This window comes from Thiobacillus denitrificans DSM 12475 (genome assembly GCF_000376425.1).
Lineage (GTDB): Bacteria > Pseudomonadota > Gammaproteobacteria > Burkholderiales > Thiobacillaceae > Thiobacillus > Thiobacillus denitrificans.
Genome location: NZ_AQWL01000001.1, coordinates 428,737 through 442,782, shown reverse-complemented (window position 1 = coordinate 442,782; position 14,046 = coordinate 428,737). Strand labels below are relative to the sequence as shown.

Annotated in this window: 16 protein-coding genes; 12 read left to right on the top strand and 4 right to left on the bottom strand. The window is 60.0% G+C overall.

Annotation, left to right across the window (positions count from 1 at the left end):
* Positions 1-25 precede the first annotated feature (25 nt).
* Positions 26-1,585, bottom strand: a complete 1,560-nt coding sequence (gene gapS1 / locus B059_RS0102290) for a GapS1 family protein (RefSeq protein ID WP_157273582.1) — start codon at positions 1,583-1,585, stop codon at positions 26-28.
* A gap of 516 nt (positions 1,586-2,101) precedes the next feature.
* Here gapS1 and B059_RS0102280 point away from each other — a divergent pair.
* On the top strand, positions 2,102-2,446 hold the full coding sequence (locus B059_RS0102280) for a DUF2958 domain-containing protein (protein ID WP_018076621.1): 345 nt from the start codon (positions 2,102-2,104) through the stop codon (positions 2,444-2,446).
* A gap of 42 nt (positions 2,447-2,488) precedes the next feature.
* Here the strand turns inward: B059_RS0102280 and B059_RS0102275 are convergent, their stop codons facing one another.
* Entirely contained in the window at positions 2,489-2,776 is a 288-nt protein-coding gene (locus B059_RS0102275) for a helix-turn-helix domain-containing protein (protein WP_026177252.1), read from the bottom strand.
* Between the two features lie 103 nt (positions 2,777-2,879).
* On the opposite strand from B059_RS0102275, the gene B059_RS20710 reads away from it, so the two are divergent.
* The 11 genes from B059_RS20710 to B059_RS0102225 all read left to right on the top strand — a co-directional run bounded on the left by B059_RS20710 (position 2,880) and on the right by B059_RS0102225 (position 10,672).
* Positions 2,880-3,083 carry a hypothetical protein gene (locus tag B059_RS20710; RefSeq protein WP_157273581.1) on the top strand — a complete coding sequence of 68 codons (204 nt, stop codon included), beginning with the start codon at positions 2,880-2,882 and terminating at the stop codon, positions 3,081-3,083.
* Positions 3,080-3,427, top strand: coding sequence for a DUF2958 domain-containing protein (locus B059_RS0102270; RefSeq protein WP_018076619.1), 348 nt, complete (start codon positions 3,080-3,082; stop codon positions 3,425-3,427). The genes B059_RS20710 and B059_RS0102270 overlap by 4 nt, the downstream gene beginning before the upstream one ends.
* A 233-nt stretch (positions 3,428-3,660) precedes the next feature.
* The gene (locus B059_RS0102265) at positions 3,661-4,500 is read left to right on the top strand and encodes a DUF2285 domain-containing protein (RefSeq protein ID WP_462724063.1); all 840 of its coding nucleotides are present in this window, start codon (positions 3,661-3,663) and stop codon (positions 4,498-4,500) included.
* A 107-nt stretch (positions 4,501-4,607) separates the two neighbouring features.
* The gene (locus B059_RS0102260; RefSeq protein ID WP_018076617.1) at positions 4,608-4,895 is read left to right on the top strand and encodes a helix-turn-helix transcriptional regulator; all 288 of its coding nucleotides are present in this window, start codon (positions 4,608-4,610) and stop codon (positions 4,893-4,895) included.
* A 22-nt stretch (positions 4,896-4,917) separates the two neighbouring features.
* Positions 4,918-5,799: a replication initiator protein A gene (locus tag B059_RS0102255; RefSeq protein WP_018076616.1), complete on the top strand. Its 882-nt coding sequence runs from the start codon at positions 4,918-4,920 to the stop codon at positions 5,797-5,799.
* A gap of 205 nt (positions 5,800-6,004) precedes the next feature.
* Entirely contained in the window at positions 6,005-6,643 is a 639-nt protein-coding gene (gene parA / locus B059_RS0102250; protein WP_018076615.1) for a ParA family partition ATPase, read from the top strand.
* Positions 6,640-6,885 (top strand): hypothetical protein, encoded by a 246-nt coding sequence (locus tag B059_RS0102245; protein WP_018076614.1) that lies wholly within the window; start codon positions 6,640-6,642, stop codon positions 6,883-6,885. Before parA ends, B059_RS0102245 begins: the two co-directional genes overlap by 4 nt.
* Positions 6,882-7,415, top strand: a complete 534-nt coding sequence (locus tag B059_RS0102240; protein WP_018076613.1) for a DUF2840 domain-containing protein — start codon at positions 6,882-6,884, stop codon at positions 7,413-7,415. Before B059_RS0102245 ends, B059_RS0102240 begins: the two co-directional genes overlap by 4 nt.
* Positions 7,412-7,936, top strand: a complete 525-nt coding sequence (locus B059_RS0102235; protein ID WP_018076612.1) for a S26 family signal peptidase — start codon at positions 7,412-7,414, stop codon at positions 7,934-7,936. The genes B059_RS0102240 and B059_RS0102235 overlap by 4 nt, the downstream gene beginning before the upstream one ends.
* A gap of 318 nt (positions 7,937-8,254) precedes the next feature.
* Complete coding sequence (locus B059_RS0102230) at positions 8,255-10,198, top strand: relaxase/mobilization nuclease and DUF3363 domain-containing protein (protein ID WP_018076611.1); 1,944 nt, start codon at positions 8,255-8,257, stop codon at positions 10,196-10,198.
* 186 nt (positions 10,199-10,384) lie between these two features.
* Positions 10,385-10,672: an HU family DNA-binding protein gene (locus tag B059_RS0102225; protein ID WP_018076610.1), complete on the top strand. Its 288-nt coding sequence runs from the start codon at positions 10,385-10,387 to the stop codon at positions 10,670-10,672.
* Positions 10,673-10,803: 131 nt separating this feature from the next.
* Here B059_RS0102225 and B059_RS0102220 read toward each other — a convergent pair whose 3' ends face one another.
* Together B059_RS0102220 and B059_RS0102215 are read right to left on the bottom strand one after the other, a co-directional pair.
* Positions 10,804-12,894, bottom strand: a complete 2,091-nt coding sequence (locus B059_RS0102220; protein WP_018076609.1) for a 3'-5' exonuclease — start codon at positions 12,892-12,894, stop codon at positions 10,804-10,806.
* Positions 12,894-14,045, bottom strand: a complete 1,152-nt coding sequence (locus tag B059_RS0102215; protein ID WP_018076608.1) for a hypothetical protein — start codon at positions 14,043-14,045, stop codon at positions 12,894-12,896. Before B059_RS0102215 ends, B059_RS0102220 begins: the two co-directional genes overlap by 1 nt.
* Position 14,046: the final 1 nt, after the last annotated feature.

Genomic DNA, 14,046 nt, shown 5'->3' with positions numbered 1-14,046 from the left:
AGTGCTCTGTATATGACATTACAGCTTATAACGACAAAACCTTCATCAATGTAGCTTCCGCCCGGAGCCTGGCCTGATCAATGGCCTCGGTGATGCGCCATTCTTTAGTTTTCGGGCCGAGTAACTGGTCAATAAAAAACACCGATGTCTTTGGATCAGAGTGTGCTGCCGCCACCTCGCGTAAAAAGGCTACCAAATCGATCTCCCCCTTGAGGACGCAACCCATCAGGTGCTCGAATTCTTCGATAGACGTGATCACAATGTTCTTCAACGGCAGTCTTTCTAACTGTTCAGTTGTAGGCGTTCTCACCTTCCCTAGCGCACTCTGGGTTGGTTCAAAGATGTCATGCTTAAACATTCGACGGAAGTGTTCACCTGTGGCGCAACTCATTTGCTGACTGGTAACGATGACGAGAAAGTCTTCAATTGCGCTTGTACAGTTCCAGGTCGGTGTGTCGCCGCCGCGTAACCTAGAGCTGACCATCCAGCCCTGATTCATCGCCTCACGGACCCTTTTCAAGTTCTGCCAGACCATGGGTCCCCGGTCGCTCAGGATCAGATTGTCAGAATATGCTGTCATCTTCGATTCGATGAATACATTCGCATCCACACTGGTGATGATCGCCTCAACCGCATGGTTATCCGCCCCAACCCCATCTTTGTAAGTCTTCTCGTCTAAGTAGCAAAGCTCTGCTTCAGCAAGCAACTCAAGCACGTAATCCTCAAAGACTTTGCTAAAGTGCTTGGCGTAGTCTTCCCTTCGTTCTGAGAGTCGTTTGTGGACAGCAGATTCCAAGCCTCTGGCGAACACAATGGGATGCCAAACAAGGAGGCGTCGATCCGAAATCTTCAGCAATGGATAATTCGAGAGCCAAGGAAACTCAGATAACTCCTTCCTTGATCGAGCTACCTCATTCGCTGCAATGCGGGCTCCGAGTTGGCGCCTTAACTCAGTTCGAAGACCAGCCAGATCACGCGAGAACTCATCCAGAAAGCGATCTAGGGCGGCGCCGAAGTGCGGCCGTAGCGGCTCAAAGAAATCGAGCTTGAAGATGGTTTCGTTATTGAGCGCCGGATAATACGCTGTAAAACAAAGGCAGGCGAAGTCTTCAGGGGCCATGCCCAGTCGATCTACAAACTGCACTCGCGTCGGATGGTCAGGAGCAAGCCTTGCGATCAATGCTGGCCAGCGGAGGAAGTCCCAAGAGATGTTCTTCTGAAAAGGCAGTTGTGCTTGTAGCAGGGAGCGAAGCATCAGATATACGTTGCCCATGTTATCGCCCCCCCCTGGCCCGAAGCGATCACGGCCAGCTTGCGCATCCCATAACTCCTGCCGACAACGATCAAATACGTTCTGCGGGCAATTCTCACCGGTGTTAAATGAGATCATCTTGTCTTCAAGCACAAGCTTCACGAGCAGGAGAGTGATCCAAGGCCATGTTTGAAGCTGGTCAAAGATGTCGGCATTACGGACGCTGTTTATCAGTGTCAGCGCGCGTTGCACTACCGATGTCGCGTTGTAAGGACGCAGTTGGTTGCGTACTTTCTTAGCGGTCTCTTCATAAGTCGGATGGGAAGGCTTCATGACCACGAGCCTACGACTTGGGCGCAGCAGGTCAACTCATTTCGGAAATGACTGCTTTAAAGAACGATGGCCGTCTTCTTTGGCCGAACAACCGTCCCTCAATCGATCAAGTATCCGTCTGCTCGAAGTCACAGAACAGTCATTGGGTTCGCTGACACCAACGGCAGAAACGGGTCTATAACGTTGAACATCCCCGCCGCGCTGTGCTTGGCACACATCATAATTCTCCGAACAGGCTGAACCTGCTTGGTCTGCAAGACGTCACGTGCCATCGTATCTGCCCTAGTGCATAAGCCGCTGTTTACTTACTGCAGCGTTCCGGCACCTCATGACGACACCACTCCTGCAAGGCATGGCCGCATCACCGACTGGATAGGCAGCGCAGCTTGGCGCACGCCGCACGCCCGTCAACCTCCTGCCCGCACCAACCGAGTTGGGGGTGTGACAGCCGCGCTTTGCGCGTGCGCCCGGATCGCAGCGCTCCAATCGGGGGCGTCCATTCAAGGAGTTGCGATCATGAACCTCATCACCGAAACACTGCGCGCGCAGTTGCTGGTCAACGGCCGGCAGTCCCTCGACAACGACGACTTCGACCCACCACCCGTAGTCAAGTTGTTCATGCCTGACGCGGATGCGACCTGGCTGCTCACCGAGATCGATCCGCATGACCACGACCATGCATTCGGGCTGTGCGACTTGGGACAGGGCTTCCCGGAACTGGGCTATGTGAGCCTGGCCGAGCTGCAATCGGTGCGTGGCCGATTTGGCCTTCCAGTCGAGCGGGACCTGCACTTCATTGCGACGAAGGCGATCAGTGCCTATGCGCGCGAAGCGCGGCTGGCGGGACGCATCATGACGTAGCCGTCATGCGGGCACTGCCGCTGGGCAGCGCCCTTCCCCCGCCTATTTTCCCTTCCGGGCCTGGATAGCGGCCAGCTCGCGCCGCACGCGCTCGATGACTTCGCTCACACCCTTGCTGTCGCCGCCATAGGCCAGCGTCAGCAGCGTGAGCGGATGCACGCCCATGACCTCGCACAGCTCGGCAACCTTGCTCAGGGTCGGACTTTTCAGTCCACGTTCGAGCGAACTCATGTAGGTGCGGCTCGACACGTCCGAGAAAGCTTCCTGGCTGAGGCCACGGGCTTTTCTGACTGTCTTGAGCGCCGCAGGGAATGTATTCTTCGGTGACATCAGGTCGTTTCGTGTAAAACGACGATGACATCCGATAGCGCCCTATAGGACTACAATCTATAGTGTTCATTTATAGTACTCCCTGCTTAAACTTGAGCCGGGCGTGTCTATGCTGAAAACCGCTTTTACTGAAATCATGGCTTCCGTACTTACGCATTCGTCGATTCGTGCTTCAACGGATTCGGTGGAATCCGCTTTGGCGATTTGGCGCAAAAGTACACTTGCACCATCTCGCTTTGGCGCATCAGCACGTTTGCGCAAAAACGACGCGGCGGTGATCGTGTCCGTTACCGGGCAGCGACCATGAAACCCCTCATCACCGACGCTCAGCGCGTCCAACTGCTGGATAACGGTGCCGCCGCCGCGTGCGGCGAGCAGCGCGACCCGTTGCCGGTCGTCAAGCTGTTCACTCTGGACGCGCACGCGACCTGGCTGTTGACCGAACTCGATCCCGCTGATGGCGACACCGCCTTCGGCCTGCTCGACCTCGGCATGGGCATGCCGCAACTCGGCCATGTGCGCTTGTCCGTCCTGGAAGGCATACGCGGGCCGCGGAACCTGGCCGTCGCACGTGATCTGCATTTCACGCCCAAGCGGCGACTGTCCGAGTACGCCCGGCTGGCTCAGGCTGACGGATCGATCAACGATTGATGATCCCTGACTCGCCGCTGGCGGGCCACTCCATGCGATGCCGCAACGGTTCGCATGACGTCTTCCTGGCTCTGGATCCAGACATTCTTGTACTGACACTAATCTTTAAAACAGCTGTGCTACGCTGTCGAAAATAATACGAATGCACGGCCTATTGTTAGGCCACCTTATTGACTGCTGCAGAGTGCCAGGCTTGTCCACAGCCGTGGCAATAGCTTTGCCGACGCAGGTCGATGATGGGGCTTCGGCCGTGTCCCCCGTGGCGATTAACTTCCTTCTATCCGAGAGGAGGTATCGCCATAACAGATTCAAGCACCGCTCACTGGCATGCCAGCGCGGCCTACCTGTACGTACTGCATCTGGACGGCCCCGCGCTTGCATGGGAATACCTGCGGCGCAACCCGGAATACCGGCTCGCCTGGCAACACCACCAGCACCGTCCGCAACACGAAGCGCAGCGCTGGGGCTTGCGCCTGCTGGAAGACCCTGCGCGCGATGCACGCGACGCGCACCCCGACTGGTTCCCTGACCCCGCCTCGGTCGTCCATCTCTATCCTGATTCCGACCCCACTGATGATGCGCTGTTGTTCCAGCTCTGGCGCATCCCCGGCCGCAAGCAGCTGATGCACGACGGCAAGCGCCTGGTGCTGACCGCCCATCTCGTCGACCGCAAGCTGCGCATGGCGATATCGCCCGCACTGGAAGACGGCATGGCTTACGCCTATGCCGTCCGTGCCGGCTACCAGCTTCGCGAGCGCTGGCGCGCAATCGAAGCCGATCTGGCGATGCTCGACGCCGCCAGCGCGCACCGCAGCGCGATCGCCTTGGACCGACCTGGCCGCACGTCCATGCTCCACATGCGCACGCTGCAGGCGCTCGACGGCAAGCTGGCCGGCGCGTCGCAGCGCGGCGTGGCCGAAGTGTTATTCGGCATCACCGCCGTCGCCGAGCGCTGGTATGACGACAGCGATCTGCGCGCCCAGGTTCGCCGCCTCATCCGACGCGGGCAGACGCTCATGGCTGGCGGCTACCGTCACCTGCTGCAACCCGGCAGCACCACACAGGGACGTTAGAACGGCAACGCAAAACGTCCCTGCACAGCACGCCTGGCTTTCCCGAGACTGCTCCCATCCGGCGGCGATTGCTTCGTCGGCGATCTTGACCGATGGAGGCCCATGCCATGCGACCCGCACCGTTACGGCAGTACCCCGTACCCGCTGCCACCCAGCAGCCTGCCCAGACCACGCAGTCTGCGCGCTACCTGACTAACAACGAAGCCGCCGCGTTCCTGCGGCTGTCGCCGCGCACGCTGGAGAAACAGCGCGTCATCGGCGGCGGGCCGCGCTTTCGCAAATTCGGGCGGCGCGTGATGTACGCCATCGTCGACCTCGAAGCGTGGGCCGACGCACGCAGCTTTGAGATGACGTCCGACCCCGAGTACAGCGCGCGCCGTCCCGGCGTGCGCTGATCGGCGATGGACACTGCATTCAATGGTCATCGGGCACGACCCGCAGCGCGAGCAGCTCGAACTGTTCCATGCCTTCTCGGGCGAACTGCCAGCGCGCGATGCGCAAGACCTGATGGCGTTCCCGTTCTTCTCGCTGGCCAAGAGCAAGCGCACAGTGCCGATCGATTTTTGCAGCAGGAGCGTGACAGTGCGGGTCGAAGGCACGGCCGAGCATGGCCTGGCGACCATCTGGGATGCCGACATCCTGATCTGGGCAGCGAGCCAGATCGTCGAGGCACGCGATGCGGGCATCCGCTCGTCGCGGCTGATGGCGGCCACCCCCTACGAGATCCTGCGCTTTATCGGCCGTGGCACGTCGCTGCGCGACTACCAGCGCCTCAAGGCGGCGCTGGACCGCTTGCAGTCCACCAGCGTAGCCACATCCATACGCCAGTCCAATGCGCGGCGCCTGCACCGTTTCTCGTGGATCAACGAGTGGAAGGAGCGCGCGGACGGCCAGGGCCGACCACAGGGCATCGAGCTGATCCTGCCGGACTGGTTCTATGCCGGTGTGTTCGACGAGAGTCTGGTGCTGACCATCGACGCCAACTACTTCCGCCTGACCGGCGGCATCGAGCGCTGGCTGTACCGCCTGGTGCGCAAACACGGTGGCTGGCAGCGCGACGGCTGGCGCTTCGACTTCCCGCAACTGCACCGCAAGTCCGGCAGCCTGGCGCGCTTCACCGACTTCGCCTACGACCTGCGCTGCATCGTGGCGCGTCAGCCCTTGCCGGGTTACACACTCGCCATCCTGCGACCAAGACACGGGCCGGAAGTGTTGAGCTTCCACGCCGTGCCGTCCACGGCACCACTGCGTCCCGGCGGCAGCTTTGGTGCCGGTATGGTGCCTGTGGAAAAGATGTAAATCCACTCGTGCTATCAGGAGTAGGAATCCTCGTGCTATCAGGAGTGGCACTATCGTGCTATCAGGAGTACGGACGGGTCGCAAAGCCTTTATCCATGCGGATCTCGGCGCCCCTTAACTTAGAATCTAACTTAAAATCTATAAAACTAACAATAAGAAGAGCCTGCACGCTGTGGATAAACCGGCAGGCAGCAGGCAGCGCATCATGATCATCGCGCTGCTCAACCAGAAAGGCGGGGTCGGCAAGACCACCCTCGCCACGCACATTGCGGGTGAGCTGGCGATCCAGGGCAGCTCGGTGATCCTGGTCGATGCCGATCCCCAGGGCTCAGCGTTGGACTGGACGCAACGGCGCAGCCAGAACGGCTTGCCCAGGCTGTTCGGTGCTGTCGGCCTGGCAAGGGAAACCCTGCATCAGGAAGCGCCGGAACTCGCCAGACGCTGCGATCACATCGTGATTGATGGGCCGCCAAGAATTGCCGCCCTCGCGCGCTCCGCGCTGCTCGCGGCTGACGTCGTGTTGATTCCCGTGCAGCCCAGCCCCTACGACGTGTGGGCCAGCGCCGAGATGGTGTCATTGATTCGCGAAGCGCAGGTGTTCCGTCCAGCGCTGCGCGCGGCCTTCGTCATCAACCGGCGCGTCAGCACCACGGTAATCGGACGCGAGGCGCGCAGCGCACTCGCCGATCAACCGCTGCCATCACTGCTCTCGGAAGTTCGGCAGCGCATCGTGTTTGCCGACAGCGTGGCCAGAGGTCAGCTCGCGCTCGAACTCGACGTGGACAGCATGGCTGCACGCGAGATCACGGCGCTCACCGATGAAGTGTTGAGGATGGTGCGATGAAGAACGGTAAACGTGTTGCGATTGGCGCACGCCCGCCTGCCAACCCGCACGCGGACGCCTGGGTGCGCCAGGGCGACGGTGCAGACATCGGCAAGACCGATCTCTACACCGCCCGGCTGACCATCGACGTGACGCCGGCGCTACGCGCCCGCATCAAGGTCGAAGCCTTCACACGCGGCCTCACGGTCGCCGAGATGCTGCGTGCGCTGCTGGAACATGAATTCCCGGAAAAGCAACCATGAACGCACTCTTGCAGGCGGTCAGCAATGCGCCACCCCTACCCCATCCTGTGCTTTCCAGCGTCACGAACGACACGCCGCTGACGCGTGTATCACTGGCGTTCGTCGAGCACCGGATCAACGTCTACCTGCGCTTCGGTCATCCGGTTCGTGAACTGCGGCTGAATCGCTGGCGGCGCTATGCGGTCTTCACACCGGCGGCTGTGTTCTGCCGCGTGCGCTGGGAGTCCAACGACTACGGCACGACACGCTGGCAGCTCATGGTGCTGCAGGCGTGCACGCCGCTCGATGCGGTGCAGCGCATCGCGGGCATCCAGCCGGGTGCGCGCCTGCTGCTGTGCGCCGAGGGTGAACGTCAGGTGCAGTTGCTCTTGCCGCGGATCGACGCCATCGAGGCGCTCGGCATCGATCCGGCAGCGGTGTCGCCCGCGTACTGGCGCACGCTGGGCAACCGGTTGTCCGCGCGCATGCCATTGCCGCCCTACTCTGTCGAACGGCATGCTGCTTACCTCGCGGGCGAGGTGTTGCGATGAACACCCACCTCCATCGCTGGGGTGTCGTATTGTTCACCGTCCTCGGCATCGCTGCGCTCGCCTGGCCGTCGGTTCATACACCTGTTGCGCGCATCGTCTACAACCCCAGCAACAGCGTACCGCCTGGCTGGTACCGCATCGTCCCGCCCTACTCGCTACACGTCGACAGCATCGTGCTCGCCCGTCTTCCGGCAGACGCCGCTACGCTGGCTTCGCAGCGTGGCTACCTACCTGAGCACATCCCGCTGCTCAAGCGCATTGGCGCGATGTCACCGCAGCAGGTGTGCATCGAGCAACACATCGTTCGCATCGACGGCGTGGCAGTTGCTGGCGTCCACAGAGTCGATGGCCGTGGCCGTCCACTGTCGGCCTGGCAGCACTGTCGGCGGCTTCATGATGGCGAGCTGTTCCTGCTCAGTGCGACGAATCCGGCGTCGTTTGACAGCCGCTACTTCGGTCCCGTTGCTGTCTCCGCCGTGATCGGCAGCGCACAGCCGTTATGGACGTGGGGCACGCCATGAACGCGCAGCACTGCAGGCCAATCTTTGATCAGTCCCACTGCACGTCGCTTGCCCCACAGCCTGCGGCTGCGGTGCTTCATCAATGCAGACCATCGCAGCCTGACCGTCGAGTACGATCGCGCCAGCGATCGAAAAAGGCGGAGGGCAAGATAAAAGGGCCGGCACCCACCCGGCCGCAATGTCAGTCTGCACGTGGGTTGGGCGTGGCACGGCGGCTTGCAGCCGGTGTGCCGTCACTGGATGCCAAGCCGGATAGCATCAAGGTTTCCCGCGTGCCGTCTTCGACGCAGGTTGCCCGCCTACGATGGAGCGTGTGTCATGGCCACGCGTGACGATGAGCGTTTGCGCATCAAGCCGGGGGCGCCAAAACGCCCGGATGGATCACAAAGCGGCCAGCGCACACAGCGCTTTGTCTCGCAGGTCCTGAAGCAGGTCTCAAAGGCGGGTGCGAAGGCTTCGGGCGCGCGCGGAGCGCATTTCGCATCGACCTTCGGACGCGGCCGCGTGGCCGCCGGGTTGGCGTGCAACAGGCTTGGAGCCGACGCGCGTCGCGTGGTCATCAAGTCCCGTTATGTGATGCTGAAAAAGGCTGGCGCCCAGTCCGTGTCCACACACCTGCGATACATCGAGCGCGATGGAGTGACGCGTGATGGAGAGCGAGGACAGGCCTACGGCCCCGAGACCGACACGGCCGACCTAAAGGCCTTCGAGGAACGTGGCAAGGGCGACCGCCACCAGTTCCGTTTCATCGTCTCGGTGGAGGATGCCGGAGAGCTGGAAGACCTGCGCGGTTACACGCGCGAGTTCATGCGGCGCATGGCCACCGACCTGGAAACCCGGCTGGACTGGGTGGCCGTCGATCACTGGGATACGGACAACCCGCACATGCACATCGTGCTGCGCGGGCGCGCGGCCAATGGTCAGGATCTGGTGATCGCGCCGGACTATATGGCGCACGGCATGCGCACGCGCGCCAGCGAACTGGCGACCGAATGGTTGGGGCCGCGCAGCGAACTGGAAATCCGGCAGGGGCTGCTGCGGGAGGTTGAAGAGGTGCGGCTGACGAGCCTGGACCGGGCGCTGTTGCGGCACGCCACACTGGACAGGGTGGACCTGACCCTGCAACCCAACGACCGCCCGCGCCAGACCCTCCTTCGTGCCCGGCTGCAGCGGCTGGAAGCGATGGAGCTGGCCGGGCGAATCGATGCGAACCACTGGCAGCTATCCCCGAACATGCAACAGACATTGACCACCATGGGAGAGCGCGGCGACATCCTGCGCACGATGCACAAGGCCTTGCGGGGACAGCAGCGGGAGTGTGTACTGGAAATGGAACCAACAAGACCCGTCATCGGCCGCATCGCCGCCAAAGGCCTGGCCGACGAGCTTAATGATCGGGGTTATCTGGTGGTTGATGGCATTGATGGCCATGCACACTATGTTCGTCTGCCGGTCGGCGCTGACCTGGCAGCACTGCCGGTGGGTGGCATCGTGGAAATGAAATCTGCCGGACGGGAACGATCAGTAGATCGCAACATCGCGGGCATCGTGCGTGACGGACTTTACCGCAGCGTTGACCATCTTGTGCAGCTTCGACAGGAAGGCGTCGCAGACCCACAAGCTGGGGTCGATGCCCATGTGCGCCGACTCGAAGCGCTGCGCCGCTCCGGGATCGTGGAGCGCATGGTCGATGGCGTTTGGCGCGTACCGCCTGACTTCTTGTCACGCACTCAAGCGCACGATGCGCAGCGGGCCGCGGATGGCATCATCGAATTGCGCTCGCACCTGCCTATCGAACAGCAAGTGCGCGCCCAGGGTGCGACATGGCTGGATCATCAAATGGTGGGTGATACCAGGAATCTGTCGCCGCAGGGCTTCGGTGCCGAGGTGCGTGGTGCGTTGCAGGACCGGAGGGATTTTCTCGTCGAGCAGGGCCTGGCCAAACGGCGCGGCTCGCGCGTGGTTTTAGCGCGCAACCTGTTAGCCACCTTGCGCGACCGGGAATTGGCTGAGGTGGGCAAAGTGATCCAGCACCAGACCGGGCTACTCCATCGCCCGCTGCGCGAAGGCGAGCGCGCAAACGGCATCTACCGCCGCTCAGTCCAGCTCGCCAGCGGTCGCTTCGCGATGCTGGACGACGGCATGGGTTTCAGCCTGGTGCCGTGGAAGCCGGTGGTGGAACAGCGGCTGGGGCAGCAGGTATCGGCCATCGTGCGGGGGGCATCGGTTACGTGGGAGCTGGGGCGGCAGCGTGGACGGTAGACGTAGGCTAATATGGAAACGGTGGTTGCTGTTTCCAGCAAAGCATGTGCAGCCAGCCCATGCGGCTGGCTGCGACGTACGCGTTGCCAATGAATGCATTCACAGAAATTGGGCATTGTCAGCAGACTGCGTATTCACAATAATCCCTACCGGACTTTTACAAACACACCAAAGGGCGCTTTAAACATGAACAGAAAAGAACTCATCGATGCACTGGCCGCCAAGACCGAATCCACCAAGGCGGATGCTGAGCGTAACGTCGGCGCGATGATAGACATCATCTCGGACACCCTGAAAAAGGGCGACTCCCTCTCGCTGGTTGGTTTTGGGACATTTGAAGTGCGCAAACGCGCCGCACGCACCGGCCGCAACCCCAAGACGGGTGAAGCGCTAAAGATCAAAGCGGCCAAGGTCCCAGCATTCAAGGCGGGCGCAACTCTGAAGGCTGCGGTAAACGGCACCAAGAAGAAGTAAGTAAATATTACGCTTCCCATATCAATGGTAAGCGAGGCGGACACTGCCTCCACGCGGTAGTGTCCGTCTGTGCATCCAGTCCAGATCCCGCTAAAAACCAAGTCGGCTTGAGAGTTTCGCAGTACGTATTACTATTCAACCCGCATGTCATCAAGAAACTCCGATGCTGGCTCGACACCCGTTACCAGCAAATGATCCCTCGCTCGCGTGCAGGCGACATAGAGCAGGTGACGTTCAGTGTCGTAAACCTCTTGCAGATCGGCATCGTCGCCGACCGTCTCGACGCGCTCCTGCAAGGGAATGACTTCGTCGTCGCAGGCCATCACGGCCACAGCACGGAATTCCAGCCCCTTGGCGAGGTGCATGGTGCAGATTGAGACATGACCGCTGAGCGTCTCGACGTGTTCATCCAGTACCTTGAATGGCACACCAGCTGCCGCCACTGCTGCCTGCGCCCGTTCCAGTTGCGCTTCGGAGCGGACGAACACGCCAAACTCATGCGGTAGTACACCCGCCTTGGCCTGTTCCAAAATCCAGTGGCCGACAGCATTGATTTCCTCGCCCTCATCCTTGAAGGTACGAATTACCGGTGGTGGGCCATTGAATACCGAAACGGTGTCGCTGCGGATTTCGCTGTTGTCATCCACGTCGGTGACTACCGGGCCGAGCAGCCGATCTGCCTGCGAGCGGATTTGGTGGGAGGTACGGTAATTGACGCGCAAGGTGCGCGAACGGCCCCGGATGTCTACGCCAAGGGCTTTCCATGAAAAGGGCTGCTGGAAGATGCGCTGCCCAAGGTCGCCGGCAAAGAAGAGTGCGTTGGGTCGACCGCCGCCCAATGCAGCAAAGAATCTGAGGTGAGCCACGCTGATGTCCTGCGCTTCATCGACGACGGCAAAGTCGAATACCACATTCTTGTTCGCTGAAATCGCGGCCGCCAGGGCGGTAAAAAGCTCCGCGTGCGTGATCAGCTTGCGATCACGCAACCCTGCCCGAACGCGCTCGAAGATAGACCACAACACCACGCGCTGCGCTTCGGGTAGCCTTGTCTTACGGCCAAGGCGCGCAACATCGCGGTATCCCTCCCAGCTATCCAATTGCCATGCATCGACGATCTGCTCCCATTCCGTCAGGATGAAATGCAGACCAAATTTGTGGCCACCCACGGCATTGGCAGCTTCATTCAGCAACTCACGGACAATCTCGCGGCTGGCGATCGTTGTCGGCCCGATGTGCGCCTTGTAGAGCCGAAGACCGATAGCGTTAAGTGAATGAACATCTATGCGCTCCGCCAGGCGCGGCTCATTGCCCAACAAGCGCTTCAGTTTGGTATGCAGCGAACTCGCCAGCGTGTCGGAAAAGGTCGTCAGGAGAACACGGGCGTCTGGATGGGTGCGAGCCAGATGCGCTGCACGGTGCAAAGCGACAATTGTCTTGCCGGTACCGGCCGAGCCGGATACGCGCGCAGGCCCGCTGTAGTCGCGCTCCACCCATTGCCGTTGTTCGGGATGCAGGAAAACGGTCCACTTTTCCCATGGGAAATCGAGCGCGCGCTGCAATTCATCCACATTGGTCATCACGCGGAAGCGGCGCTGGGCATCGGGGTGATCGAAGGGGCTCTCCGCTGCCACCGCAGGTTGGGGAATGCGGGGCTTGCCACCCGTTGCCAATTCCAGCAGCGCCTCAGCCGCCTCGGCAGGCAGGTGGTCGCACAGGATCAGCAGCGTATCCTCAGTTGCGTTTTTGACATCGTCCAGCCATTCAGCGGGGACACCGTAGCCGAGCAGTTCATCATCGGACCTGCCGGTGAAAAGTGGTTTCAAAGCGGGCGCAGGCTCTGGCGCCAGCGTTAGCTCCGCCTGCACATAAACCGGGACCACAATTTCCTTGACGGTCTCACGTATCTCGACCAGCTGGGCCGCGCCCGTTTTCGGGTGGGTTTCCAGCTTGCGGCGTTCCGCCCAGTCATACGCCTTGTCGTGGTGATCCACGTAGCAGAGCAGCAGGCTCGCATCGTTCTTGTGTACGATGAGTCGGATGTCGCTGCTGACCCGAACTGACCAAAAATGCGGGTCTTTCGCCTTGTCCAGTTTGTGGAAACTCATTCCCGGGTTAGCCGGGTTCAGCTGCAGGTCGAATGCTGTCGTCTTGACGGCCTTCTGCTCCTCACCAGTCAGTCGAGCGAGGCTATCGGTGAAGGTGTCGGCGATGAGGAAGTTCATCACTTCGCCTTCCCTGCTTCCCTCTTGGGCACATCGGTCGATTGCCGAGCTTCTTTCATTGCGTCCACAAGCACGGCGCGATCCTTATCCTGAGCGGAAATAAGATTCCGAATCTGCGTCTCGAAGAGCTTAGTCTGTGTATTGTTTTTTTCGGACTGCTGTTTTCCATCAATATAACTTAGCCAAGAAAAGATCGACGAAGCCACAAGGCCAAGAGTCGCGATTACGATAGCGACCAGCGCATACCTTTGAGCAGAACGCGCATTGATCATGAAGCTGGCTTGCATCTTCAAAGCCGTATCGTTCATGTTGCGGATAAGTTCGGCAGACTGCGCCACCAATGGGCGCATTTCCTGCATTTGATCCAGCACTGCCCCCAACCGCCGATTTGTTTCGATGAGCGGATTGTCGGGGATCGATAGCGGACGAATCTGCAGCAGATCAGGCTCGATTGAAGCCCGTGCAATGTCGTGATCAAGCGTGCTCTGCTTGAATGCCTTGATCGTGTCTTGAAGCTGGTCGGACATACTGAGATTCCGCCGCATTGACTCAAGAGCCGAATCGTTGAATATGCCTTTGCTGAAACGGGTTGATAGCGGCTCCACAAGCTTCTTGTACTCTTCCAGCAGCCTGCTTGAAGCCGAAACTCCGGAGCCCAGCAGATTTTTCATGCGTGCACTTTGCCCGTCAAAGTAACGATCAAGTACACGGATCAAGTATTGACTAGCAGTCTCGTTTTCGTCTTTGAGGATATCTGCAACTTTCGGCACGTAAGAAGTAATCTGTTCGCCCTTCTCATTCGTGCTGGTCTTTCGTGACTCGTCATCGTAGTAATGCTTTAGCCACTCGTTGTGAGTAACAAACTCCTGAGCGAACCGTTCGATCTCAAGATCGCTGACCTGCCGAATGTCCTCCTCCGTCAGGTCAATTGCCTGTGGTTCGGCGTCGTCTGCACCAAGAATGGCCTTTCTGCCAACCATGCCCAGTATCTGCCTGGCGATATCAGCAGCATCGCTGCCAGGCTTTTTTACACATTTCTCAACGTCGGCAAAGATTTTGAGCGACAGCGATCCGCACTGAATTGTTCCTAATGCTTCGGTCGCCAGATCGAAATCGTGGCTCCGTGCCAGCTTGCTCAGGTCAAGTGCCATA